This is a genomic window from Geomonas limicola (assembly GCF_014193675.1).
GTDB lineage: Bacteria > Desulfobacterota > Desulfuromonadia > Geobacterales > Geobacteraceae > Geomonas > Geomonas limicola.
The window spans coordinates 26176-47870 of the sequence record NZ_BLXZ01000005.1; the positions used below are offsets into that span (position 1 = coordinate 26176).

The following is a 21695-nucleotide window of genomic DNA, read 5'->3' on the forward strand; positions in this document are numbered from 1 at the left end:
AAATGCTCTTGTCAAGGCAAAGCTGATGTGCTATATCAAGAAAACCTGATTTAACCTTTCCCTCAAAGTTGATATTGCCATGCTCGAACTCTTCAAAGCACTCGCCGATCCCTGCCGACTGCGGCTTACCGGTGTCCTTCTCGCCGGCGAGTTCACCGTGCAGGAGCTGACCCGAATCATGGGGATGGGGCAGTCGCGCATCTCGCGGCACCTCAAGATCCTCACCGAGGCCGGTGTGCTGGCGGTGAAGCGCCAGGGGACCTGGAGCTACTATCGGGCGGGCGAGGACAACACCTTTTTCGGTGCGATTCGTCTCGCCTTCGAGCGCGAACTGGAACAGATCCCCGAACGCGCCAAGGATCTGGCCGCGCTGGCGGCGGTACTGGAGGAGCGGCGTCGGAAGAGCCTGGAGTTTTTCGAAGGGCACGCCCGGCAGTGGGACTCGTTGAGCCGCACACTGTTACCGGTGCCGGACTACCAGCAGCGCCTGCTCGAACTGGTTCCTCAGGTCTCCCGGATCCTGGAGATCGGGGTGGGAACCGGTGCGCTGCTCCCTGAATTGGCGGACAAGGCGCAGCAGGTGATCGGGGTCGATCATTCCCCGGCCATGCTGGAGGAGGCACGACGCCGGGTACTGGCCGAGGGGCAGGCGACCATCGAGCTGCGCCTGGGCGAGATGACGCACCTGCCGCTTTCCGACGCCGGTGCGGGCTGCGTGGTTGCCAACATGGTGCTGCACCACGCCTCGCAGCCGCTGGCGGTGCTGCAGGAGATGGCCCGGGTCCTGGAACCCGGGGGGTGCGTGGTGCTGGCCGACCTGGCGCGGCACGAGCGTGAGTGGGCCCGCGAGCAGCTGGCCGACCAGTGGCTCGGGTTCGAGGAGGCGGAGCTGGCCGAGTGGTTTGGCGGGGCAGGGCTTGAGCAGGTCGAGATGCTGCGGGTTGCCGCCCAGCCCGGGCAGGAAGAGGTTCTGCTGGTGCGCGGCCGGAAAAAACAGGGATAAGACGGGAACTACAAAAGACAACAGGGATTAATGGGATGAAGGGGATAAACCTCTATAAACTCATCGCCTGAGACGCCGATACTTCATTGAAGCAGCTGAAACCGCAACCGGAGGGGGAGGATCATCCCGAGAGGCCCTTTCGAGAGATTTTTACCACCGTCACAAAGGAGAGCACATGTCGAACACCGATTACATCGTCAAGGACATCACCCTGGCAGCCTGGGGCCGCAAAGAGATGAAAATCGCCGAAACCGAGATGCCGGGCCTCATGGCCATCCGCGAAGAGTACGCTCAGCGCCAGCCGCTCAAGGGCGCCCGCATCGCCGGTTCGCTGCACATGACCATTCAGACTGCCATGCTGATCGAGACGCTGACCGCGCTGGGCGCCGAGGTGCGCTGGGCTTCCTGCAACATCTTCTCGACCCAGGACCACGCAGCTGCAGCCATCGCCGAAACCGGCGTCCCCGTCTTTGCCGTGAAGGGCGAAACGCTGACCGACTACTGGGACTACACCCACAAGATCTTCGAGTGGCATGACGGCGGTGCACCGAACATGATCCTGGACGACGGCGGCGACGCCACGCTGCTGTTGCACCTTGGCTCGGACGCCGAGAAGGATATCTCGGTGGTCGCCAACCCGACCTGCGAGGAAGAAGAGGTCCTCTTCGCCGCCATCAAGAAACGTATCGTCGAGCAGCCGGGCTGGTACTCCAAGACCGCCGCTGCCATCAAAGGTGTGACCGAAGAGACCACCACCGGCGTACACCGCCTGTACCAGATGCACGCCAACGGGAAACTCAAGTTCCCGGCCATCAACGTGAACGACTCGGTCACCAAGTCCAAGTTCGACAACGTCTACGGCTGCCGTGAGTCGCTCATGGATGGCATCAAGCGCGCCACCGACGTGATGGTCGCCGGCAAGGTCGCCGTGGTCTGCGGCTACGGTGACGTCGGCAAAGGGTGCGCCCAGGCGATGCGCGGGCTGCAGGCCCAGGTCTGGGTAACCGAGGTCGACCCGATCTGCGCTCTGCAGGCGGCCATGGAAGGGTACAAGGTAGTGACCATGGATTGGGCTGCCGACAAGGCCGACATCTTCGTCACCACCACCGGCAACATCGACGTCATCACCCACGATCACATGGAGGCGATGAAGCACAACGCCATCGTCTGCAACATCGGCCACTTCGACAACGAGATCGAGGTCGCCAAGCTGAAGCAGTACCAGTGGGAGAACATCAAGCCGCAGGTCGATCACGTCATCTTCCCGGACGGCAAGCGCATCATCCTGTTGGCCGAAGGGCGCCTGGTGAACCTGGGCTGCGCAACCGGCCACCCCTCGTACGTGATGTCCTCCTCCTTCGCAAACCAGACCCTGGCCCAGATGGAGATCTTCTGCAACCCGGGCAAGTACCCGGTCGGCGTCTACACGCTTCCCAAGGAGCTGGATGAGAAGGTGGCGCGCCTGCAGCTGAAGACCCTGGGCGCCATGCTGACCGAACTCAGCGACGCACAGGCCGCCTACATCGGCGTGAAGAAGGAAGGCCCCTACAAGTCCGAGCACTACCGCTACTAGGAGTCCCCGGCAGTAACGAGAAAGGGCGTCCGGTACTATGCCGGACGCCCTTTTTTTTGCAACGGAGGCACGGAGAACACGGAGAAAGATCAAAGACAAGGTCAACAACCCTCTGAAGGAACACCAAAGAGAAGGGAGAACCCCGTGGGCACAGTGCCGTGGGTTTCTCCCTTTGTCTTGAGCGGTTCGCGGTATGTTCCGTGTCTTGCTGGCTACTCGTTTTTCCCGTCTTTTCCGACGTTCTTTTTATCCCCCCGGTCCCCGGAGGTGCAGGTCGGCGACATTCAGGTCTGAATCCCGAAACGCGGCAGGATGTACTTCTGCAGCACCACCCAGAACACCACGACACCCACCAGAATCAACAGATCTGCCATCTCTTCACTCCTCCCACGTGGAATATATCGCACATTCAACAAGGAGTATATCTAAAAAGTATGATGTAGGAGGGTGCGACGGTCCAACGGCGTAAAACGGAGAAGATAAGTCCTATTTGCTCATAAAAAACAAAGCATTGTGGCACATTTTCTTACGCTCATAGTGTGGACGTAATTAAAAAATGTTGTATAGTGTGAGCCGTATGGTTAGAGTGGACACATCTTGGTGCTGCTTTCCGAAGTGAGGGCTACCTATGATACCGAACCCGCACCCGTTAGATCTCCAGACAGCTCGACACGGGGCACAGTGGAAGGCTTTACAGAGAGAGCAGCAGTTCCGGGCACTGATAGAGCAGACCAGTGACTGGATCTGGGAGGTGGATAGGGAACTGCGCTACGTCTATGCCAGTCCCAAGGTCTACGACCTGCTCGGCTACACACCGGAAGAGGTGTTGGGCAGGACACCCTTCGACTTCATGCCGTTGGAGGAAGCACTGCGCATGCGAGAAATGATCGACCGGGTCATGCGGCACCCCGAACCGTTTCAGGCCGTGGAAAACCGGAATATCCACCGGGACGGGACCCTGCGCACCCTGGAGACCAGTGGTGTTCCTATCCTGGATGCGCGGGGACAGCTGACCGGGTTGCGCGGCATCGATCGCGACATTACCGAGCGCAAGAAGGTGGAGGAGGCCCTGCAGGCGGCCCTGGCGCGCTCGGCCCAGGAGAAGGCGCGCTCCGAGGCGATTATCGCGGCTATCGGCGAAGGGCTCGTCATCGTGGATCGGGAGTTCCGGATCCTCTACCAGAACCAGATCCTGGTTGAACTCGTCGGTAACGCCCAGGGGCGGCACTGCTACCTCGCCATGGCGCAGTGCCCCACGATCTGCGAAAACTGCCCCGTGGCGCAGACCTTCCAGGACGGGGAGATCCACACGGTGGAAAAGGCCGAGGTCCGCGAGGGGCGCACGGTGTACCGGGAACTGACCGCGTCGCCGTTACGCGACGAGTCCGGGCAGATCGTTGCCGGCATCGAGTTGGTGCGCGACATCACCGAGCGCAAGCTGGCGGAACAGGCAATCAAGGAGAGCGAGCGGCAGATGCGGGAAGTACAGCGCATCGGGCAGTTGGGGAGCTGGCAGTACGACTACGAGACCGGGAAGCTGGTCTGGTCCGACGAGATCTACCGGATCCTGGGGCTCAGCCCGCAGGAGGTGCATCCTGCACACCAGATCTTTCTGGATACGGTGCATCCCGAGGACCGGGAGATGGTGGCGGACCGCTATCACCGCTCCCTGGAATTCCCCTGCGAGGGATACGAGACCGAGCACCGGATCGTGAGGAAAAACGACGGGGCGGTGCGCTATCTGCACCAAAAGTGCGAGCACCTGCGCAACCAGGCGGGGAGGGTGGTGCGTTCCTACGGGATGGTACACGACATCACCTCGCACAAGAAAGCGGAACAGCGCATCAAGGCCCTGAATGCGGATCTTTCGGCGCGCGCCCTGGAACTGGAACGGGCCAACAAGGAGCTGGAGGCCTTCAGCTACACCGTTTCCCACGACCTGCGCGGTCCGCTCACCAACATCAGCAGCTACTGCCAGGCCATCGCCGAGCTGGCGGGAGGGCACCTGGACGACCAGTGCCGCAGCTTCCTCGAATCGGTGCTCCAGGAGATTGAGGGAATGGACGGGCTGATCACCTCGCTCTTGAACCTGTCCCGCTTCGCCCACGTAAAGCTGCACACGACCCGGTTCGACCTGAGCGACATCGTGCGCGCCATTGCGGCCGAGTTGCAGATGCACCACCCGCAGCGGCAGGTCAGCTTCGACATCGAGGAAGGACTCATGGTGTCCGGGGACGAGAAACTGCTGAGGGTGGCACTGAACAACCTGGTGGGCAACGCCTGGAAATTCTCGGCGGGCAAGGAGCACCCGGTGATCCGTTTCGGTATGAAGCGGGTACAGGGGAAGCGGGTCTACTACCTACGTGACAACGGCATCGGCTTCGAGATGCAGCAAAGCGACAAGATCTTCGCCGTCTTCAAGAGGCTGCATCCCAGCGAGGAGTTCGAAGGGTTCGGCGTGGGGCTCACCACGGTGCAGACCATCATCGAGCGGCACCGCGGCAGGATCTGGGCGGAGGGGGAGCCGGGGAGGGGAGCGACCTTCTTCTTCACCCTGCACGAAAGGACGGCTCCCATCAAGGGGGCGACGGGCCAAACCATGCTGGGTGCCGGCGCGCTGTAGCTGTAACGAGTAACTTTGGCTGAGCCCTGAACTGGAGGTCAGGAAGTCCTCCCTCTTTTGATGGGGTGGGTGAAGCTGCCAGCTGCGCTGAGGTGGCATCTTCCCCCTCACCCTGTCCCTCTCCCACAAGGGGAGAGGGAATCCTATCGGAAACAGCAGGCCTGGCAGTAGAATGACCCGGCTTATCCAAAGCCCGGGCTGGGACTAGAGATCCCCGGTCATCTGTTGCAGGGTGTAGAGCTTCACGTTTACCTGGGCCACGCAGCGGATTACCTCGAGGAGCCGGTCCTCGTCCAGCCCGACCTCCTCCTCGATCCCCTGGAAAAAGGGGTATCCCTTGGGAAGCGGGGTGAGCGCCCCGTCTTTAAGCAGCATGGCGTCGACCATGTCGTTCACTCGTCCCTCGGCCTCCCAGGGGTCGCGGTAGTTGAACTGACGCGCCACCACGTGAAGCCCCATGCCGTTGGGAAAGATCGCCTTTACCTCGAAGGAAAACTCCCGGGGCGCGCTGTAGTTTTCGCTGCGCCCGGAGCGCACCATCACCTCGGCTCCCGCCTCCTTGAGCAGTTCGCCCACCGATTCGGCCGTCATCGGCTTGTAGGTCTCCTGATCCATCCGTCATACCTCCAATCGTAGCTCGATCCCCCAGGGTACCGGCTTCTCTCCGGCCCCGGTGAGGACCCATAAGGTGGGGAATTCCATCTGCTCGGGCGCCGGCCCGATGCCGTCGGTCAGGTAGATGACCGCGGCGGGAAGCGGGTGCAGGGTCTTCGCGTACTCGAAGACCGGCCTGAGGTCGGTGAAGCCGCCGCCGTCGTGGCGCTCCAGCACCGCGGGCGCTCCCTTAAGGACCTCGATCGCCTGGATGCGGCTGTTGGCGTAGAGTACGGTAAGGGTGGCGTCGCGTCCTTTGGCGATCTGCAGAAGCTCCCGGGCAAAGGCCTCGCGCAACTCGACGATGTTGGTGGAATCGCTCACGTCGACCCCTACCAGGAGGTTCAGCCGGTGCCGCTTGCGGATGCCCGGTGTGTCGTGGCCGAAGCGCCGGTGCTCGCGCATCCAGGTGCCGGTACGGCCGGTGCGGCCGGCGGTCGCCACGAACTGGCGCAGCACCTGGCGCCAGGGGATCGGGGCCGGACGCAGGAGCGCCGCCACCACCGCGCGCACCTCCTCGGGTGCCTCGCCGTCGCTGCCGCGCAGGCTCTCCCGGGTGATGGAGCGCACCATCTCTTCGCCCAGTGCAAACGGGGTGCTGTCGGCCTCGTCCCAGAGGGCGTGGTCGTCGAGGGTTTGGCCAAGTTCAAGGTCGCCGCCGGCACCCTGGGCACCTTCCGCCTCCTGATCGGCATCACCGAAGCCGCTTCCTGAGAGGTTCCCCAGGTCGAAACGGCGCGAGAGCCGGGTGTAGTATTCCTCGGCGGCAAGGCCGTCCAGCACGCCGTAGTCCGCCGGGTAGACCGCACCGGCCGGGAGTTCGCCGAGCCCCGGGTTGATCGCCAGGTCGCAGGAGATGTCCCAGTCGTGACGGTTGCGCTCTTTGCGGCGCAGCGGATGCAGGTGCAGAAGGTGCTTCACCAGGTGTTCAAGCAGGTTGCACTGCTGGCGGGGCGGGAGTGCTTCGAGGTGGGCCGGATCGACCGCGAGGATCGGGATGCCGTCGCGCACCGTGATGCCGGCGGGCTTGCCGTCCAAAGGGCGCTCCTCGCGGCGCAGGTTGAGCAGGAACTGCCCGTAGAAGGGGCGCTCGCGCAACAGCCGCACCACGGCGTTTTCCAGCCCAGCAGCCACGGCTTAGCGCGCCTCCTGGGAGATCGTCTCGACCGCGTCGTAGATCACTCCGTCGTACTTGTCCTGGACCAGGATAAGGGCAACCTCCGGGATGCGCAGCAGCGTCTTCACCAGGCCAAAGCAGAGGTCACGCGGCAGGACGGCGATGTAGTTAACCAGGTTTTGTTCCTGCTCTGGGGTGAGGGCAGGGGAGGCGGCAAGGGTGGCGGTCAGGTCGTTGATGGTGGCGGCCTGGACGTCGTCGCGCTGGGCCTCGGCCCGCTCGGCCACCTCGCCCCACTGGTTCAGGATCTCCGCTGCGCTCAACGGGCGCCCCTTGTGGTCGGCGAGCCAGCGCATGAACATGATGGCCGCTTCCTTCCCGACGATGCCGGCGTAGACCTCCATCTCCAGGTCGGCGGGGAAGCGGCAGCTCTTGCGCAGGGTGCTCACCATCTCCCAGCCGCGCTCGCTCGGTTCCACCTGCAGGTCCATGGGTGCCCCCTGGCGGGCCAAGAGTCCCGCGTTGCCGGCCAGGAAACGGCGCACCTCACCGGAGAGTTCCCGCTCCGCGGCGTAGCGCGCCCAGCACTGGTAGTCGGTCTCCACGTAGAGCATCACCATCCGGTCGATGAGCGCACGGTCCAGGGTGGCCACCTGGTAGCTGCCGTCGGGCGGGTTGATGCTCACCACCACCTTGTGGCGTCGCGAGAGGTTGTGGGTGTGCAGGGCGCGCAAACGCCCCTCCGCCGGAGGTTCGACGAACTGGAAGATCGCCTGCAGGGTGTCCTCCTGCTGGGCCCGGTTCAGTTCGTCGCAGTGGATCACCGTGGGCTGGTCCTCGTCCCGGGGGAGCCAGGAGGGGCGGGACCAGTGCATGGTCTCCCCGTCGCGAAACGGTATCCCCACCAGGTCGCCGACCTCCATCTGTCCCAGGCGCAGGCTCACGTAGCTCCGGTCCAGGTCCCGGCAGGCCTGGATGATGCCGGCAGTCTTGCCGACACCGCGGTGCCCGACCACGCAGGGGGTAAGATCGGTCTTGGCAACGATCTCCTTGATGACCAGTTTCATCTGTTCGACGTTCATCTGTTGCTACCGCCTTTCCTGAAAATCCCGCAACAGCCCGGGCCACCTCGATAAGGTCGACGGCGCAGGCTAATCGGATAAGATTGGTCGGATTATCTTACACACATTTCCCGGGACAGGAAAGGGGGAAATGGTAAACAGACGGGGAGTTCGGGAAAAAACTTATGGAGGGAGTCGGGACGGCAGCGTCGGGTCGGGAGCGCCTGGTTGCCATCCCGTTGCGGGAGGGGGAGCTTAGAGTCGGTTCGCCTCGTTTTTGTGGTAGATCTCGAAGAAGACCACGCTGTTGTCCTGGACCTGCTGGCAGAACCCGCACTTCTCCTCGAACTTTTTCCCTTCCTTGCGGCACAATTCGCACCAGTGGTAGATAAGCCGGTAGTCGCGCCTTCCCACGTACTTCTTGAGCCGTCCCTGGTAGGCGCCGTGCATCCAGCCGTCGGCATCACCGGGATGTTTCAGCAATCGGTCGATGACGTCCAGGATGCGCGCGTGGCCGGGAGGGTCGTGCTTCTCGATCTTGCTGAGTCTGGCGGCGAAATTGGGGGTTGGGAAATAGTGGAATTCCTGCATCGCTCCTCCTGGCAGCCGCGGATTTCGTCCCGGCAGTAGTAGCACAGTTGCCACCCGAGGGAAAGATCTTCGGTGCAGCGACAGGCGATTTCGAAGAACAGCGGGTAGGGCGGTAGCGCCGGGATACCGTGCGGCATCACGGGGGGTCCCGCCTTTTTTATCTGCCGCTAACCATGCCCTGGGGATTTCTGGTGCGGACGCCCAGTTTTCGGACTACCCCGGATTGCGGAAATCTGTAAATATCTAATCCTGCGCCATTACCTGAGAAATTTTTCTTGACCTTATAAGCAATTGCCGCACAATAGGGTGCTACCTCTCCTGTCAACTTTGCTGAGCACTGCAATGAGGATCGTGTGAATAACGAAGATCGGGATGAAAGCGAAGGGCTGTATCGGGTCATCGTCGACATGATCCCCCAGATCGTCTGGACCGCCACGCCGGAAGGATCCCAGGATACCGCCAACCTGCGCTGGTACGAATTCAACGGCCTGGTTCCTGGCGAGCCGGATCCGGAGCCCTGGCGCAGTATCCTCCACCCTGACGACGTCGCCATGACCGCCGCGCTGTGGTCACACTCCCTTGCCACCGGCGAGCCGTACAGTTGCCTGCATCGCAACAGGCGCCACGACGGCGAGTACCGCTGGGTCCTCTCCCGTGCACTCCCCCAACGTGATGCCTCGGGCCGCATTGTGCGCTGGATCGGCAGCGGCACTGACATCACCGAACAAAAACTCGCCGAAACCGAACTCATCAAGTACCGCGATCATCTCGAGGAGTTGGTCAGAGAGCGCACCGCCGAACTCGAGGTCGCCAAAGAGGCCGCCGAGATCGCCAGCCGCGAACTGCTGGAGGCAAACCAGCTGCTGGAGCGGCGTGTGGAGGAGCGTACCGCCGCGCTGAGGAATACCGAGAAGGAACTGCGTCAGGCCCAGAAAATGGAGGCGATCGGCACCCTCGCTGCGGGTATCGCCCACGATTTCAACAACATCCTCACCTCTATCCTCGGTTTTACCGAGATGGCGCTGCTCAAGGTCCCGCATGACAACCCGGGCCGGTCCGACATGGAGCGCGTCTTCACCTCGGCGAAACGGGCCGCCGAACTGGTGCGCCAGATCCTGAGCTTCAGCCGCAAACGGGACCAGGAGACCAAGCCGGTGCACCTGATACCTCTCGTTGAGGATGTCTGCAAATTGCTCCGCTCCACGCTTCCCACCACCATCGAGGTCCGCCCCGAGATCCGCGTCGAGCCGGACCAGGACAAGGTCCTGGCAGACGCTACCCAACTGCACCAGGTGCTGATGAACCTGGCTACCAATGCGGTCCAGGCCATGCAACCCCGAGGGGGGCTTCTGGATATCGTCCTCTCCTTGGCAGAAGGCCGCGGGACGGGGGACGGCCCGGCTCCCCGGGGCGCGCGCCAGTTGCGGCTTTCGGTAAGGGATACCGGCAAGGGCATCGAACCCGGTCTGCTCGACAAGATCTTCGACCCGTATTTCACCACCAAGCCGGTCGGTGAGGGAACCGGCCTGGGACTTGCCGTGGTTCAGGGGATCATTAAAAGCCATGGCGGGGCCATCTCCGTCCAGAGCGAGCCGGGGGTGTGCACCAGGTTCGACGTGCTCCTCCCCTTGGTGAGCGATGCCGTGGTTCCGGAAGAGGTTGCCCTGGAGCAGAACCTGCGGGGGAGTGAGCGGATCCTCTTCGTCGATGACGAGGAAGCACTCACCGTCTTGGGGCGCGAGATTCTGGAATGCCTCGGGTACCGCGTGACTACCGCGTCGAGAAGCCAGGATGCCCTGCAGATTTTCCGCTCCGATCCCGGAGCATTCGATCTCCTGATCACCGATCTGACCATGCCGGGCATGACGGGCAAAGTGCTCGCGGAAGAGGTCGCCGCGATCCGGGCGGGAATCCCGGTCATCCTCTGCACCGGGTTTAGGGATTCGGTGGAAACCAGTGACAGCGGCCGTGGCATCGATGCCTGTCTTATGAAACCTTATACGATGCCGACGCTGGGGGCGCTGGTTCGCCAGGTGCTGGACCGGCGGGGGGAGTCGTTTTCAGTGCTGTGAGCCAGGGGCGATCCGGTTTCTGCACGAGCAGGACCGCAACTGTTTTTGGGGAGGTCTGACATGTGGAACTACGTGACGCAAGCATTAACGGCCCTGGTCAGTTTTGCCATGATGGTCATGCTGATGACGGCCGCGGTCAAGCGGGGAGTCTCGGTTCCCTTTGCCATGTTCGTCCTCTCGCTGGTACTGGTCGTTTCCTTTGGCGCCTGGTCCTCCAGCGAGTGGGGGATGCTGTCCATCTGGAAGACCGCGGTCCCCCTGCTGATCGGCGCCGGGCTGTGCAGCGTGCTGGGCAACTGGGCCATGTTCCTGGCGACCTCCTCAGGCGCCAATGCCGGGTACGCGCTGGCCATCATCGGCTGTCAGTCAGCCCTGGTGCTGGTGCTTTCCTACTGGTTTCTCGGCGGCGAGTTGCACTGGCTGCGCCTGGTCGGCATCGTCATCTGCATGGTCGGTGTCCTCATCATCAGCTGGCCGCTTCCTGCCGCCTTGTCCAAAAATACCTCCCTCGCTGATGGCTCAGCCAGTGGATTGGAAAAGCCATAAGCTCCACTCTGGATGTACCTCTCCTCGTCTCCTAAGCCAAGACCCGCCAGGCTACTCCGCCCCTTATCGCACCTGAAACCGTCATGGTTTCCTGTATTCCCTCCCCTGACACCGCAGGTGAGCCCTGCGCAAGGGTTCACCTGCGCTTCTGAGAGAAACCGGGGGGAGCCCGTGTCTTTGCCGTGGCCGATACTGCTGCGACTACTGGGGAAACCTCTCTTTGTCGAGCCGCTTGTTGGGCGTTGTAAATTCCAAGATGGAATGCGAATTGTTTCGCAAGGATCTTAGAGACCTAAAGGTGTTCTGATTATGACTTAATTCCAGAAGACGGCGCGAATCACTTGCAAATTCCATTTGCAGCTGCGAATGGTTTAAGCTACTGCTTGGCCTTACCAATCCTGGGTGGCATTGTTGGGCTCTTCAGGATTTTCCGTGGGTATTCCAAAGCGCAGTTACCGAATCTGTTTCGGGAGCAGGGGGGCGGAGGTTCGAATCCTCTCATTCCGACCATTTAAAATCAATAGCCCTGGGCATCCGCCGGGGGCTTTTTGCGTTTCGGCCCCGGTCAACATCCGGTCCACGCGAGAAACTCCTTGCAGCATCCAGGCTTTCCGGGTGCGTCTCCCAGCTGCCACTTGCGCCACCCTTGAGACTCTAGTGCGGAGGCGGCCCCTTTCAGTCCGTGCATCAAGTGTTTCCGCTTGACATGCAGCGACAAACATCCTACTGTAAATTACATATAGATGCATTACGCTTTTCCCTGTAAGATGCGGAGGTGTCCGATGTTGGCCTTCATTTTTTGGACAGTAACCACGGTGGCGGTGCTGGCATCCTGGTGGCGGGACCCGGGCCGGACCAAGAAGGCGCTCCAGACCAGCGGGCGGTCGCTCAAAGCGCTAGTTCCGAATGTGCTTGGGATGATCGCCTTGGTTGGCCTGGTGCTGGCGCTGGTCCCACAGGAGGTGCTGACCCGGTTGTTCACTTTTAAAGGGGTGGGTGGCTTTGCCTTGGTCTCGCTGGTCGGCGCAGTCGTCACGATGCCCGCGCCGATCGCCTTTCCGCTCGCAGGCTCGCTGCTGGGGGTGGGAGCGGCCCCGGCCGCCCTGGCCGCTTTCATCACCACGCTGACGATGGTCGGCATCGTTTCGGCGCCGATTGAGGCTTCCTACTTCGGGGTAAGGTTCACTCTACTCCGCCAATCCGCAAGTTTTGTCGCCGCGATCCTGATCGGTCTGTTCATGGGAGTGTTTCTATGATGACAGTTCACCTTAAGCAATACCGGCTGTTCCTGGTCGTCCTGACAATCAACCTGGCGCTGATGCTCTGGCAACCCGCCCTGGCTGGGCATTCGGTGACCAACTCTCTCAAATTCCTGACCGAAGTTCTGCTGGTTCTTCCGCCGGTCATGGTAGTCATGGGACTGCTTGATGCATGGGTGCCCCGGGCCTTGGTGGAAGCCCACCTCGGACCGGGAACTGGGCTGCGCGGCGCCTTTTTTGCCATCCTGCTTGGGACCGCCGCCGCCGGACCGATCTATGCCGCGTTCCCCATTGCGCTTTCCTTGAAAAACAAGGGGGCCCAGTTGGGGAACATCGTGATCTTCCTGGGGACTTGGGCCAGCATTAAAATCCCCATGATCATCATGGAAAGCAGCTTCATGGGACTGCGCTTTGCCCTGTTGCGGCTGGCGTTCACCGTGCCGTGCGTCCTGGCCTGCGGTTACCTGATGGAAAAGATAATGCCCGGAGAAGTCATGCCTGAAAACGGCGGTTCCGGCTTGACGGAGGAGACAGTATGAGCGCAAAGGGAAGACAGCATTACCGGCACCTCCCCGCGTTCATCCTGTTGGTGCTAGCGGATAATCCGGTGCACGGCAGTGCTATCCACACCCTGTTGATGGAACGTATGGGGCTGTCCCGGCCGGACAGTGGGGCCATCTACCGCACCCTGCAACAACTGGAACAGGAAGGCGAGGTCGTCTTTGAATGGGATACCAGCGGGAACGGACCGGCGCGGAAGGTCTACCGTCTCACACCGGCGGGATGGGAAAAGCTGGAGCAGTGGCGGGAAGACATCGAGATGCGGCTGGCTAACCTTCAGAACTTCCTGAAAATTTACGCAGCGTTGGTGAAGCGGTAAAGCTCCACTCTTTGTGCCGGTTTTGGCCCTCCTGGTCCCGCCAGCATCAGGAATAGAATCGCTGAAACGGAGTATGCAGATCGCCGAGTCGCAGAGCAGAACTGCAAAGGACGAAGCCTCTTAGGCGAGTGGTGGGATTGTTCCTTTCTCCGGTCCAAGTTGTTCGCCTTTGTCTTCCATGCTCGCTGCCGCGGCTCTCAAAGGCCGTCCTTTCCTAGCCTCGCGCTAAATGGACTCCTTATTTTTGGTCAGTTTGCGCACTGCTCTCCCCTCTACCCTGCTAGTGCGTCGGCTTCGGGAGCAGGGGGGCGGGGGTTCGAATCCTCTCATTCCGACCATTAATTGAATAGGCCCTTGGCGAAAGCCGAGGGCCTTTTCCGTTGTGGCTCCGGTCCTCCTCCGGTCCGGAGAAAACTTTCCTTTCGCAGCTCATCATTTCTCCCTACGACACGGAAAACCCGGAAGAGCCTGAACTTTACCATAGGGATCAGTTGCGAAAACAGCGCCTTTACGAACAGGGATGGTTTGTTGGAGAAAACGTAGATGATATGCCTCGAGCATTCACTGATATTGTTGCGCATTACCTAGCTGGTGGCATCGCACAAGAGAAATATCAGCTGATGGAGGGGGGGCATGACGCACATCGACTTAAAGTGGCGACCAGAGATGATGACGAAGAGGTCGAGCATATCATCCGAACAAAAGACGAAAACGGTGGAGGGACAATAAGGAAAGAAGCTGTAGCAGAAGATGTGAGACAGACGATATCCATGACAGCGGTTTGGTCAGTAATTGAAGAACTCGCGGCTGCGATTGCAGAACATAAGGAGATTCAGGTGGAGGCGCTTGCGCCTTTTTGGGCTCGGCTTGGAACATAAGGTGCTCGAGCGCCCGCCTTTGCCGCGATGGAAGGGGCAATAGGCTTTCGGCACCTCCGGCGGCCGCGCCTGCATCCTTTCTCGGGATGAGTTGCCAGTACCCCGGAGGTGAGCCTCAGACATCGACACTGTCATCCACGAGCAGCAACGGAGGATTTTAACACGGAGTCGTTCATGTTCAACTCCTCGATTGACCCGCCATCGGCGTCCAGAATGACCCGCCCACCAGACCTAATGTAATGGTGGCGCCTCTCCTGGGTCAGATTTCTATGCCGATTCACACCCAGTCTTGAAAAACTGCAAATTGTTATCGAAGCAAGCCAGAGATAAGCCGAGAACTAAGGCAAAGGGGGCACGGGGTAGGGGGGCCCTAACTGGGGCCTGAGGTCGAGTAGCCTACCACCCTGCGCGGGCCCTGCCTCTCGTCGGCTTGAGAACTTTCCACCAGTGCCTTCACTTATGGACTACAGCCCTTGGGTTTTGTGCAGCCACTGTTACCGAATGCCCAAGGATCTTCCCCCTATTTCCCTTGGTCGCTACGCAATGGGGAAGGCCACGACGCTACCCCAAACGAAAAAGGAGCAAGGCTCCATCACCTAACTCCTTGTTTCTTTGGAGGAGATGAACGGGATCGAACCGTCAACCTATGCGTGCGAACTCTCAAGACGGTTAGACAACTCGTCACAAAGGATGCCTTTGTCAATGCCATATATGCATTGCACCTTGGTGGTCCGCAAACTGTTCGCATCGTCTCTTGAAAATTCGCATCCTCTCCTACAATTTACAGGCGTAAGCAAAAAACAGGTTGACACCACGGGGCACCGCCGTTATTATGACATCCACTTTCAACTGGAGCTCTCATGAAACGTGCCAAGAAAAAAGTCTTCACCGACTTCATGTCCCAGCGGGGGCTGAAATCGACGAAGCAGCGCGACGTCATCCTGGATTCCTTCCTCTCCTCGGACCGCCACTTGAGCATCGAGGAACTCTACCTGAAGATTCGGGCCAAGCACCCCAACATCGGCTACGCCACGGTCTATCGCACCCTCAAACTGTTTGCCGAGGCGGGCATCGCTCGCGAGATGCAGTTCGGCGACGGCCAGACCCGCTACGAGCACGTCGGGGAAGGGGAGCACCACGACCACCTGGTCTGCACCAGGTGCGGCAGCATCGAAGAGTTCGAAAACGAAACGATCGAAAAGCTGCAGACGGAAGTTGCCGCCAGCCGCGGCTTCCTCATCGAACGACACCGCCTGGAGCTCTACGGCCTGTGCGGCAACTGCAGGAAGTGACCTCACCGGGCTCCATCCTGTTACACATCACCCAGTTCAATGAAAAAGCCCCTGCAGCCTCGAGGTGCAGGGGGTGACCGGTCACGGGCAACAAAGAGATCGGGGTTTTGCTTTCGGGCTTGTGTGAAAGTGATTTTCATTGGCATCACCTAAGTCAAGAGGGGTAGTTGTTATCATGTCATTTCTTAAGAAGAAGGGTTCTTGCCACGAAGCTCCGACCGTTTCCCAGCCCGGCGGCAAACTGGTGGCGCTGGTGGGTAACCCCAACGTCGGCAAGAGTGTTCTTTTCAATGCATTGACCGGCGCCTACGTGACGGTATCCAACTATCCCGGCACCTCCGTCGAGGTGGCCCGCGGCAACGCGACCATCAACGGCGAACACTTCGAGATCGTCGATACTCCCGGCATGTACTCGATCCTCCCGATCACCGAGGAGGAGCGGGTTGCCCGGGAGATCCTCCTGAACGAGCGCCCCCACCTGGTTTTGCACGTGCTCGACGCCCGCAACCTGGAGCGCATGCTGCCGATGACCCTGCAGCTCATCGAGGCGGAGCTCCCCGTGGTCCTGGTGGTCAACATCATGGACGAGGCGAAACGGATGGGGCTCACCATCGACATCGAGCTCCTCTCCAAGAACCTGGGGATCCCCGTGGTGGCCGCCGCCACCGCCAAGAAGATCGGTCTTCCCGAGATCCGCGCCGCCATCTCCGGCACCGTGCCGAGTGCGGTGAACCGCTTCAGCTATTCGAAGCAGATGGAGAGCGACATCGCCTCGGTCGCCTCGCAGCTCAAGGGGGACTACATGCTCTCCAGCAAGTCGCTGGGGCTTTTGTTGCTGCAGGGTGACGACGAAGTCGCCGAACTGGTGCGCGGCGTCGAGGGGGGCGAGGCGCCGGCCGTCGAGGTGACCGTAAAAGACAAGCGCTTCGAGCGCCGGGAATCGTTCCACCTGGACCTCTCCATGGAGCGCAAAGAGATCGTGAAACGGATCCTGGACGGCGTCTTCAAGGCTCCGGAAAAACGGGTGGTCACCTTCGCCGAGCGCCTGTCGCGCTGGACCGTGCGGCCTGCCACCGGGATCCCGCTGCTGTTTTTCGTCCTGTACTTCGGCCTGTACAAATTCGTGGGGGACTTCGGTGCGGGAACCCTGGTAGACCTTCTGGAAGGGAAGGGGTTCGAGGAGCACATCAACCCGTGGATGGTGCAGCACGTGAAGGCGCTGGTCCCCTGGGAGAGCATCCAGGAGCTCTTCGTCGGCGAGTACGGCATCATCACCTTGGGGCTGCGCTACGCGGTCGGCATCATCCTCCCCATCGTGGCCACCTTCTTCCTGTTCTTCTCGATGCTGGAGGACAGCGGCTATTTCCCGCGCCTAGCGCTTTTGGTGGACCGGGTCTTCAAGACCATCGGGCTTACCGGCCGGGCAGTCATCCCCATGGTGCTCGGCTTTGGCTGCGACACCATGGCCACCATGGTAACCAGGACCCTGGAGACCGTGCGCGAGAGGGTGATCGCGACCCTGCTGTTGGCACTCGCCATTCCGTGCTCGGCGCAGCTGGGGGTGATCCTGGCGCTGCTTTCCAAGGCACCGGGGGCACTTCTGGTCTGGAGCGTCTGCCTCTTGCTCATCTTCCTGCTGGTCGGGCTTCTGGCCGCTAAAGTACTTCCCGGCGAGACGCCGATGTTCTACATGGAACTGCCGCCGATGCGGGCACCGCAGCTCTCCAACGTCTTCACCAAGACCTACACCAGGATGCAGTGGTACTTCATGGAGATCCTGCCGCTCTTTATCCTGGCCTCGGTGCTGCTCTGGCTGGGGAAGATCACCAATTTCTTCGAGACCATGGTGCGTGGCCTGAGCCCGGTCATGGCGGCCTTGGGGCTTCCCAAGGAGGTCGCGGTGGCCTTCATCTTCGGCTTCTTCAGGCGCGACTACGGTGCGGCCGGCCTCTACGACCTGCAGACCAAGGGGCTTTTGAATCCCCGTCAGCTGACCGTGGCGGCGGTGACGCTCACCCTGTTCATCCCCTGCGTGGCCCAGTTCCTGATCATGAAGAAGGAGCGCGGCTGGAAGGTGGCCTGTGGCATCGGCGTGTTCGTCTCTACCTTCGCCTTCGGCAGCGGCTGGCTCTTGAACCGCCTGCTGCTCGTTACCGGAATTCTTTAAGAGCCGCTCCAGGTTCTCTTTTCTACCTGCTACGGTCCCCATCCCCTCCTGTCCTCCCCGTTGAAGGGGGAGGGAGGCGCTGGCGGAAGATAGCGCTCATCAGAAAGGTTTTCTCCGTGCCACCGTGGCAAAACGGTTTGCTTTCAAGAACGTAGAACCTGGAAACATAGAACGTAGAACTGGGGTTTTAGATGCGCTGCGGGTTTTGCGGACATGAGTTCGCCGAGGAAGAGGGGAACGTCGGGTGCAAGAACTGCCCGATGTCCGGTGGGTGCAAGATGATCAAGTGCCCGCGCTGCAACTATGAGAATCCGCCGGAGCCTGCCCTGGTGAAGGGGCTCAAAAAGCTCTTTAAGCGCGAAAAATAGCCTGTTACTGATGACAACCAACACTTTTTCGATATCATCTCGCCAGTAGAGAAACAAAGGAGATCACATGAAACTGACTGATAAGGCGGAAGAAATACTGGAGGCACTCTGGATCGAGTCCGAGGAAAAGGGGCGCGGATTCGCCGAGCTGGACCAGATGGTAATCGAGGCCTCCGATCCCGCCTACCAGGAGCTGTCCTCCCAAGCGCTCATCGAGATCAAGGGGAGCCGGATCTACTTCCGTCCCGAGGGGCGCGACGAGGGGCGCAAGACCATCAGGCGTCACCGCCTGGCGGAGCGGCTCATGATGGATGTCCTGAACATCCGCGGCGAGAGCGGCGACATGAAGGCCTGCCAGTTCGAGCACCTGTTGAACGAAGGGGTGGACCTGAAGGTCTGCACCATGCTGAATCATCCGTCCACCTGTCCGCACGGCAAGCCGATCCCGCCGGGTGACTGCTGCGAGGAGGCGAGAAAGAACGGCGATTTAGGCGTGGTGCCGCTGACCGAGCTGAAAAGCGGCGAAGAGGGGGACATCGCCTACATCCAGACCGAGGACGGCAAGAAGATGCAGAAACTGATGGCGATGGGGGTTTTGCCGGGGAACCGGATCCTGCTCATGCAGGCGTTTCCCTCCTATATCTTCCGGGTGGGCTTCTCCGAGTTCGCCATCGACACCGCCATGGCCCGCGAGATCTTCGTCCGCCGCTAAACAAAGGCTTTTTCGCCACGGAGTCACCAAGCTCACGGAGAAAAACTGAATCCCGTCTCGGTGGAGAGCAACCGAGCAGATCTCGCGAAAACCTGAAAAACCTGAGAACTACTGGTTCGGCCTTTTGCGTTAACGCTTAAGGCCGAACCCGTTTCTCAGGGTTTCGGGTTGAAGGGTCTCTTAAAAAGGTAACCGACGAGCGATTGCCGCTCTGCCGGGTCCGGTTCTCTCCGTGCCCTTGGTGGCTCCGTGGCTCAACAGTTTCTCGTTTTAGGACTTGAACCCGCCCACCGAATCCGCTACCCTGCGACTTTTGTTGCTGACCGACAACCTTACTGAGGAGGACATCATGAAAAAGGTAATGCTCGCCGGACTGCTCGGCCTCGCGGCGCTGGCTCCGCTTACGCTCTCTGCTGCCGAAAAGGCCGCTCTCCCCAAGGGATACGAAAAGTGGGAAAAGAGCAAACAGCAGGTGATCACTGATAAAAAATCGCTCTTCTACGGCATCCACTACACCTACGTCAACCCCAAGGCGATGAAGACCTTCCGCAGCGGCGGGACCTACCCGGAAGGCAGCACCTTCGTCGTGGTGCAGTACGGCATCAAGGACGCCGGCGGCAAGCCGGGCGAAGGCAAAAAACAGATGATCGTCCTTATGAAAAAGGACAAGAACTTCAAACAGACCGGCGGCTGGCAGTTTGCAGGCTTCAACCCGGACGGCCGCCCCTCCGGCCTCGACCCGGTGTCCAACTGCTACGAGTGCCACCTGAAAACGGCCAAGGACACCGACCTGGTCATCTCGAAGTACGCCGACTTCAAATAACCCCTCCGCAACCTACCTGCAACGAAGGTAAAGGGCGTCCCCACGGACGCCCTTTTTTGTGCCTGTGCGATAAATCCTACAAGCCCTCGGGCGCTTTTCGGAACAGGGCTCCCACCATTTAAACTATTCATCCTACGAAAGAAAAAACGCTTAAAGATATGAAAGCGCCTGTCGATACATTAAAACAAGCGGACGCAGGAGTTCATGTGAATTCGGGGTACCGCCACCACGCGCCGCAGACAAGGAAGGCTTCATGATATCAGTTGGCAATGCGGCGAACGCCGCCACAACGGACACCGAACTGGAAAGGCTGGCCAGCGAGTGGAGCGTCAAGTTCCAGGAGATCGCCCAGCATCTCAAGGTCGTGGCCGGTACCACTGAGGACGAGTTCCTGGCCATCGGCAGCAAACTCCAGGACTTTTACCAGCGCGGGCAGGGGATCTCCTCGACGGCCGCCGAGATGATGGGCGAGGTAGCCGGCGACCAGGTCTTCGGCGCCATGGGCGAATTGCAGAACCTGTTGACCGAGATGGGGCGCTACGTGGACGGCGCCCGTCACGAGATCGAGCAGAGTTCGGCCACCCTGCGCCGCATCCTCGGTCTCCTGGACGAGGTCGGCGCCCCGTTGTCCGGCTTCAAGAAGGTCAACAAGGTGCTGCGCATGCTCGGCATCTCCACCAAGATAGAAAGCGCCCGCCTCGGCCAGAGCGCCGCCGGGTTCGACACCCTGGCCCACGACGTCGGCGAGCTGGCGGTCCAGGTCAACGACAAGGCGGGGGTGATCCTGACCCGCCGCGACGACCTCGCCCGCGCCATCCAGCAGACCCTGACCGGGGTGCTCGACGCAGGCGCCCACCAGCACCAGCAGGTCCTCGGGATCCTTGAGAAAACCCGTTCCAGCCTCGACGCTCTAAGCGAGATCAACGCCCGCTGCTCCAGCGCCGTGGCGAACATCTCGGCGGTCTCGGAGGAGGTCTCGCGCAACATCGGCGAGGTCGTCATGTCCATGCAGACCCACGACATCGTGCGTCAGCAGATCGAACACGTCGAGGAAACCCTGGTCGAATTGAACGACAGGCTCGCCAGCCGCTCCGCCGGGGCCGACGAGGCTGCCCTCATCTGCGAGATGCAGACTGCCCAGCTGCGCCACGCCTCCAGCGAACTGGACCGCGCGGTGCAGGCCATCGCCGGCAACCTGCGCGAGGTGGCCCGCAAACAGTCCGGTCTCTCCCAGGAGACCCGGGTCATGGCCGGCATCGCGGACCAGACCGGCGGCAGCTTCTTCACGGACATGCAGCAGGACATCTCGGTGGTTTCGGCCTCACTCGAGGAGAGCTCCAAGGTAAACCAGAGCCTGTGCGCCGCCATGCACGCGGTGGCGAACACGGTAGGTGAGATCGCCTCCTTCGTGGGGGACATCGAGAAGCTCGGCGAGGAGATCAAGCTCATCGCCCTCAATGCCCAGATCAAGTCCGCCTATACCGGCGACGAGGGGGCGGCGCTCGGCGTCCTCGCCGAGGCGATCCAGAGGCTCTCCATCGAGGCGATCGACCACACCACCGTCGTTGCCGGAACCCTGCAGGGGATCATCGGCGTGACCGAAAACCTGAACGGCGGTCTCTGCGAGGAGTCGGAGGAGCTGGAAGACGAGGCGCAGGCCATGGTGGGCAACCTCAACTCGCTGGTGGAGGTACTGCGCCAGGTCAACGAGACCCTGCACGTCTCGCTGGCCCGCATGGACGATTCGGTCTCCCGGCTCTCCTCGGAGATCGAGCAGGTAACCGGCGGCATCACGGTGCACCACACGGTGAACCGCGTGCTGGAATACGCCATCACCGGCCTTGGGGCCGTGGTGGGCGAGGCGCGGCGCCTGGCTCCTGCCGGCTCCCAGGGGATCAACCTCGACGACCTGGCCAAGCGCTACACCATGCACAGCGAACGCAAGATCCACGAGTCGCTCTCGGGCGGCGCCCCGGTGGCGCAGTCCGCCGTTTCCTACGACGACGAACTCGGGGACAACGTCGATCTTTTCTAAAACTACACCAGTGACTATCAGTGGCACACACAGGGGAACAG

Annotated in this window: 19 protein-coding genes; 15 read left to right on the forward strand and 4 right to left on the reverse strand. The window is 60.9% G+C overall.

Annotation, left to right across the window (positions count from 1 at the left end; genetic code table 11):
• Nucleotides 1-79: 79 nt before the first annotated feature.
• The 3 genes from H7688_RS12800 to H7688_RS12810 all read left to right on the forward strand — a co-directional run bounded on the left by H7688_RS12800 (nt 80) and on the right by H7688_RS12810 (nt 5199).
• Nucleotides 80-1003 (forward strand): ArsR/SmtB family transcription factor, encoded by a 924-nt coding sequence (locus tag H7688_RS12800; protein ID WP_183361520.1) that lies wholly within the window; start codon nt 80-82, stop codon nt 1001-1003.
• 175 nt (nt 1004-1178) lie between these two features.
• Nucleotides 1179-2576: an adenosylhomocysteinase gene (gene ahcY, locus H7688_RS12805; protein WP_183361521.1), complete on the forward strand. Its 1398-nt coding sequence runs from the start codon at nt 1179-1181 to the stop codon at nt 2574-2576.
• A gap of 628 nt (nt 2577-3204) precedes the next feature.
• On the forward strand, nt 3205-5199 hold the full coding sequence (locus H7688_RS12810) for a PAS domain-containing sensor histidine kinase (protein ID WP_183361522.1): 1995 nt from the start codon (nt 3205-3207) through the stop codon (nt 5197-5199).
• A gap of 204 nt (nt 5200-5403) precedes the next feature.
• On the opposite strand, the gene H7688_RS12815 is transcribed toward H7688_RS12810, so the two are convergent.
• The 4 genes from H7688_RS12815 to H7688_RS12830 all read right to left on the reverse strand — a co-directional run bounded on the left by H7688_RS12815 (nt 5404) and on the right by H7688_RS12830 (nt 8622).
• Nucleotides 5404-5814, reverse strand: coding sequence for a hypothetical protein (locus tag H7688_RS12815; RefSeq protein ID WP_183361523.1), 411 nt, complete (start codon nt 5812-5814; stop codon nt 5404-5406).
• 3 nt (nt 5815-5817) lie between these two features.
• Nucleotides 5818-6987: a vWA domain-containing protein gene (locus H7688_RS12820; protein ID WP_183361524.1), complete on the reverse strand. Its 1170-nt coding sequence runs from the start codon at nt 6985-6987 to the stop codon at nt 5818-5820.
• Between the two features lie 3 nt (nt 6988-6990).
• Nucleotides 6991-8052, reverse strand: a complete 1062-nt coding sequence (locus tag H7688_RS12825) for a hypothetical protein (RefSeq protein ID WP_183361525.1) — start codon at nt 8050-8052, stop codon at nt 6991-6993.
• 234 nt (nt 8053-8286) lie between these two features.
• Nucleotides 8287-8622 (reverse strand): toxin, encoded by a 336-nt coding sequence (locus tag H7688_RS12830; RefSeq protein ID WP_183361526.1) that lies wholly within the window; start codon nt 8620-8622, stop codon nt 8287-8289.
• A gap of 353 nt (nt 8623-8975) precedes the next feature.
• On the opposite strand from H7688_RS12830, the gene H7688_RS12835 reads away from it, so the two are divergent.
• The 12 genes from H7688_RS12835 (at nt 8976) to H7688_RS12890 (ending at nt 21654) form a co-directional block, all read left to right on the forward strand.
• On the forward strand, nt 8976-10694 hold the full coding sequence (locus tag H7688_RS12835) for a hybrid sensor histidine kinase/response regulator (protein ID WP_246329799.1): 1719 nt from the start codon (nt 8976-8978) through the stop codon (nt 10692-10694).
• A gap of 60 nt (nt 10695-10754) precedes the next feature.
• Nucleotides 10755-11240, forward strand: a complete 486-nt coding sequence (locus H7688_RS12840; RefSeq protein WP_183361527.1) for an EamA family transporter — start codon at nt 10755-10757, stop codon at nt 11238-11240.
• 782 nt (nt 11241-12022) lie between these two features.
• Nucleotides 12023-12496: a permease gene (locus tag H7688_RS12845; protein ID WP_183361528.1), complete on the forward strand. Its 474-nt coding sequence runs from the start codon at nt 12023-12025 to the stop codon at nt 12494-12496.
• Entirely contained in the window at nt 12493-13038 is a 546-nt protein-coding gene (locus H7688_RS12850; RefSeq protein WP_246329800.1) for a permease, read from the forward strand. The genes H7688_RS12845 and H7688_RS12850 overlap by 4 nt, the downstream gene beginning before the upstream one ends.
• Nucleotides 13035-13379, forward strand: coding sequence for a PadR family transcriptional regulator (locus tag H7688_RS12855; RefSeq protein ID WP_183361529.1), 345 nt, complete (start codon nt 13035-13037; stop codon nt 13377-13379). The genes H7688_RS12850 and H7688_RS12855 overlap by 4 nt, the downstream gene beginning before the upstream one ends.
• A 380-nt stretch (nt 13380-13759) precedes the next feature.
• Entirely contained in the window at nt 13760-14257 is a 498-nt protein-coding gene (locus H7688_RS12860) for a hypothetical protein (protein ID WP_183361530.1), read from the forward strand.
• A gap of 860 nt (nt 14258-15117) precedes the next feature.
• Nucleotides 15118-15549, forward strand: coding sequence for a Fur family transcriptional regulator (locus tag H7688_RS12865; RefSeq protein WP_183361531.1), 432 nt, complete (start codon nt 15118-15120; stop codon nt 15547-15549).
• 175 nt (nt 15550-15724) lie between these two features.
• Nucleotides 15725-17716 carry a ferrous iron transport protein B gene (gene feoB, locus H7688_RS12870; protein ID WP_183361532.1) on the forward strand — a complete coding sequence of 664 codons (1992 nt, stop codon included), beginning with the start codon at nt 15725-15727 and terminating at the stop codon, nt 17714-17716.
• A gap of 191 nt (nt 17717-17907) precedes the next feature.
• The gene (locus tag H7688_RS12875) at nt 17908-18084 is read left to right on the forward strand and encodes a hypothetical protein (protein ID WP_183361533.1); all 177 of its coding nucleotides are present in this window, start codon (nt 17908-17910) and stop codon (nt 18082-18084) included.
• A 67-nt stretch (nt 18085-18151) separates the two neighbouring features.
• Nucleotides 18152-18796: a metal-dependent transcriptional regulator gene (locus H7688_RS12880; protein ID WP_183361534.1), complete on the forward strand. Its 645-nt coding sequence runs from the start codon at nt 18152-18154 to the stop codon at nt 18794-18796.
• Nucleotides 18797-19145: 349 nt separating this feature from the next.
• Complete coding sequence (locus H7688_RS12885) at nt 19146-19619, forward strand: cytochrome P460 family protein (protein WP_183361535.1); 474 nt, start codon at nt 19146-19148, stop codon at nt 19617-19619.
• Between the two features lie 253 nt (nt 19620-19872).
• Nucleotides 19873-21654 (forward strand): methyl-accepting chemotaxis protein, encoded by a 1782-nt coding sequence (locus H7688_RS12890; RefSeq protein ID WP_183361536.1) that lies wholly within the window; start codon nt 19873-19875, stop codon nt 21652-21654.
• The last annotated feature ends 41 nt before the right edge of the window (nt 21655-21695 follow it).

Bases quoted from the DNA above. Each gene is read 5' to 3' on its own strand.
- H7688_RS12830 (WP_183361526.1), bottom strand. From the start codon at position 8,622: ATGCAGGAATTCCACTATTTCCCAACCCCCAATTTCGCCGCCAGACTC.
- H7688_RS12840 (WP_183361527.1), top strand. From the start codon at position 10,755: ATGTGGAACTACGTGACGCAAGCATTAACGGCCCTGGTCAGTTTTGCC.
- H7688_RS12865 (WP_183361531.1), top strand. From the start codon at position 15,118: ATGAAACGTGCCAAGAAAAAAGTCTTCACCGACTTCATGTCCCAGCGG.
- H7688_RS12815 (WP_183361523.1), bottom strand. From the start codon at position 5,814: ATGGATCAGGAGACCTACAAGCCGATGACGGCCGAATCGGTGGGCGAA.
- H7688_RS12850 (WP_246329800.1), top strand. From the start codon at position 12,493: ATGATGACAGTTCACCTTAAGCAATACCGGCTGTTCCTGGTCGTCCTG.
- H7688_RS12885 (WP_183361535.1), top strand. From the start codon at position 19,146: ATGAAAAAGGTAATGCTCGCCGGACTGCTCGGCCTCGCGGCGCTGGCT.
- H7688_RS12855 (WP_183361529.1), top strand. From the start codon at position 13,035: ATGAGCGCAAAGGGAAGACAGCATTACCGGCACCTCCCCGCGTTCATC.
- H7688_RS12890 (WP_183361536.1), top strand. From the start codon at position 19,873: ATGATATCAGTTGGCAATGCGGCGAACGCCGCCACAACGGACACCGAA.
- H7688_RS12800 (WP_183361520.1), top strand. From the start codon at position 80: ATGCTCGAACTCTTCAAAGCACTCGCCGATCCCTGCCGACTGCGGCTT.
- H7688_RS12810 (WP_183361522.1), top strand. From the start codon at position 3,205: ATGATACCGAACCCGCACCCGTTAGATCTCCAGACAGCTCGACACGGG.
- H7688_RS12880 (WP_183361534.1), top strand. From the start codon at position 18,152: ATGAAACTGACTGATAAGGCGGAAGAAATACTGGAGGCACTCTGGATC.
- feoB (WP_183361532.1), top strand. From the start codon at position 15,725: ATGTCATTTCTTAAGAAGAAGGGTTCTTGCCACGAAGCTCCGACCGTT.
- H7688_RS12875 (WP_183361533.1), top strand. From the start codon at position 17,908: ATGCGCTGCGGGTTTTGCGGACATGAGTTCGCCGAGGAAGAGGGGAAC.
- H7688_RS12825 (WP_183361525.1), bottom strand. From the start codon at position 8,052: ATGAACGTCGAACAGATGAAACTGGTCATCAAGGAGATCGTTGCCAAG.
- H7688_RS12845 (WP_183361528.1), top strand. From the start codon at position 12,023: ATGTTGGCCTTCATTTTTTGGACAGTAACCACGGTGGCGGTGCTGGCA.
- ahcY (WP_183361521.1), top strand. From the start codon at position 1,179: ATGTCGAACACCGATTACATCGTCAAGGACATCACCCTGGCAGCCTGG.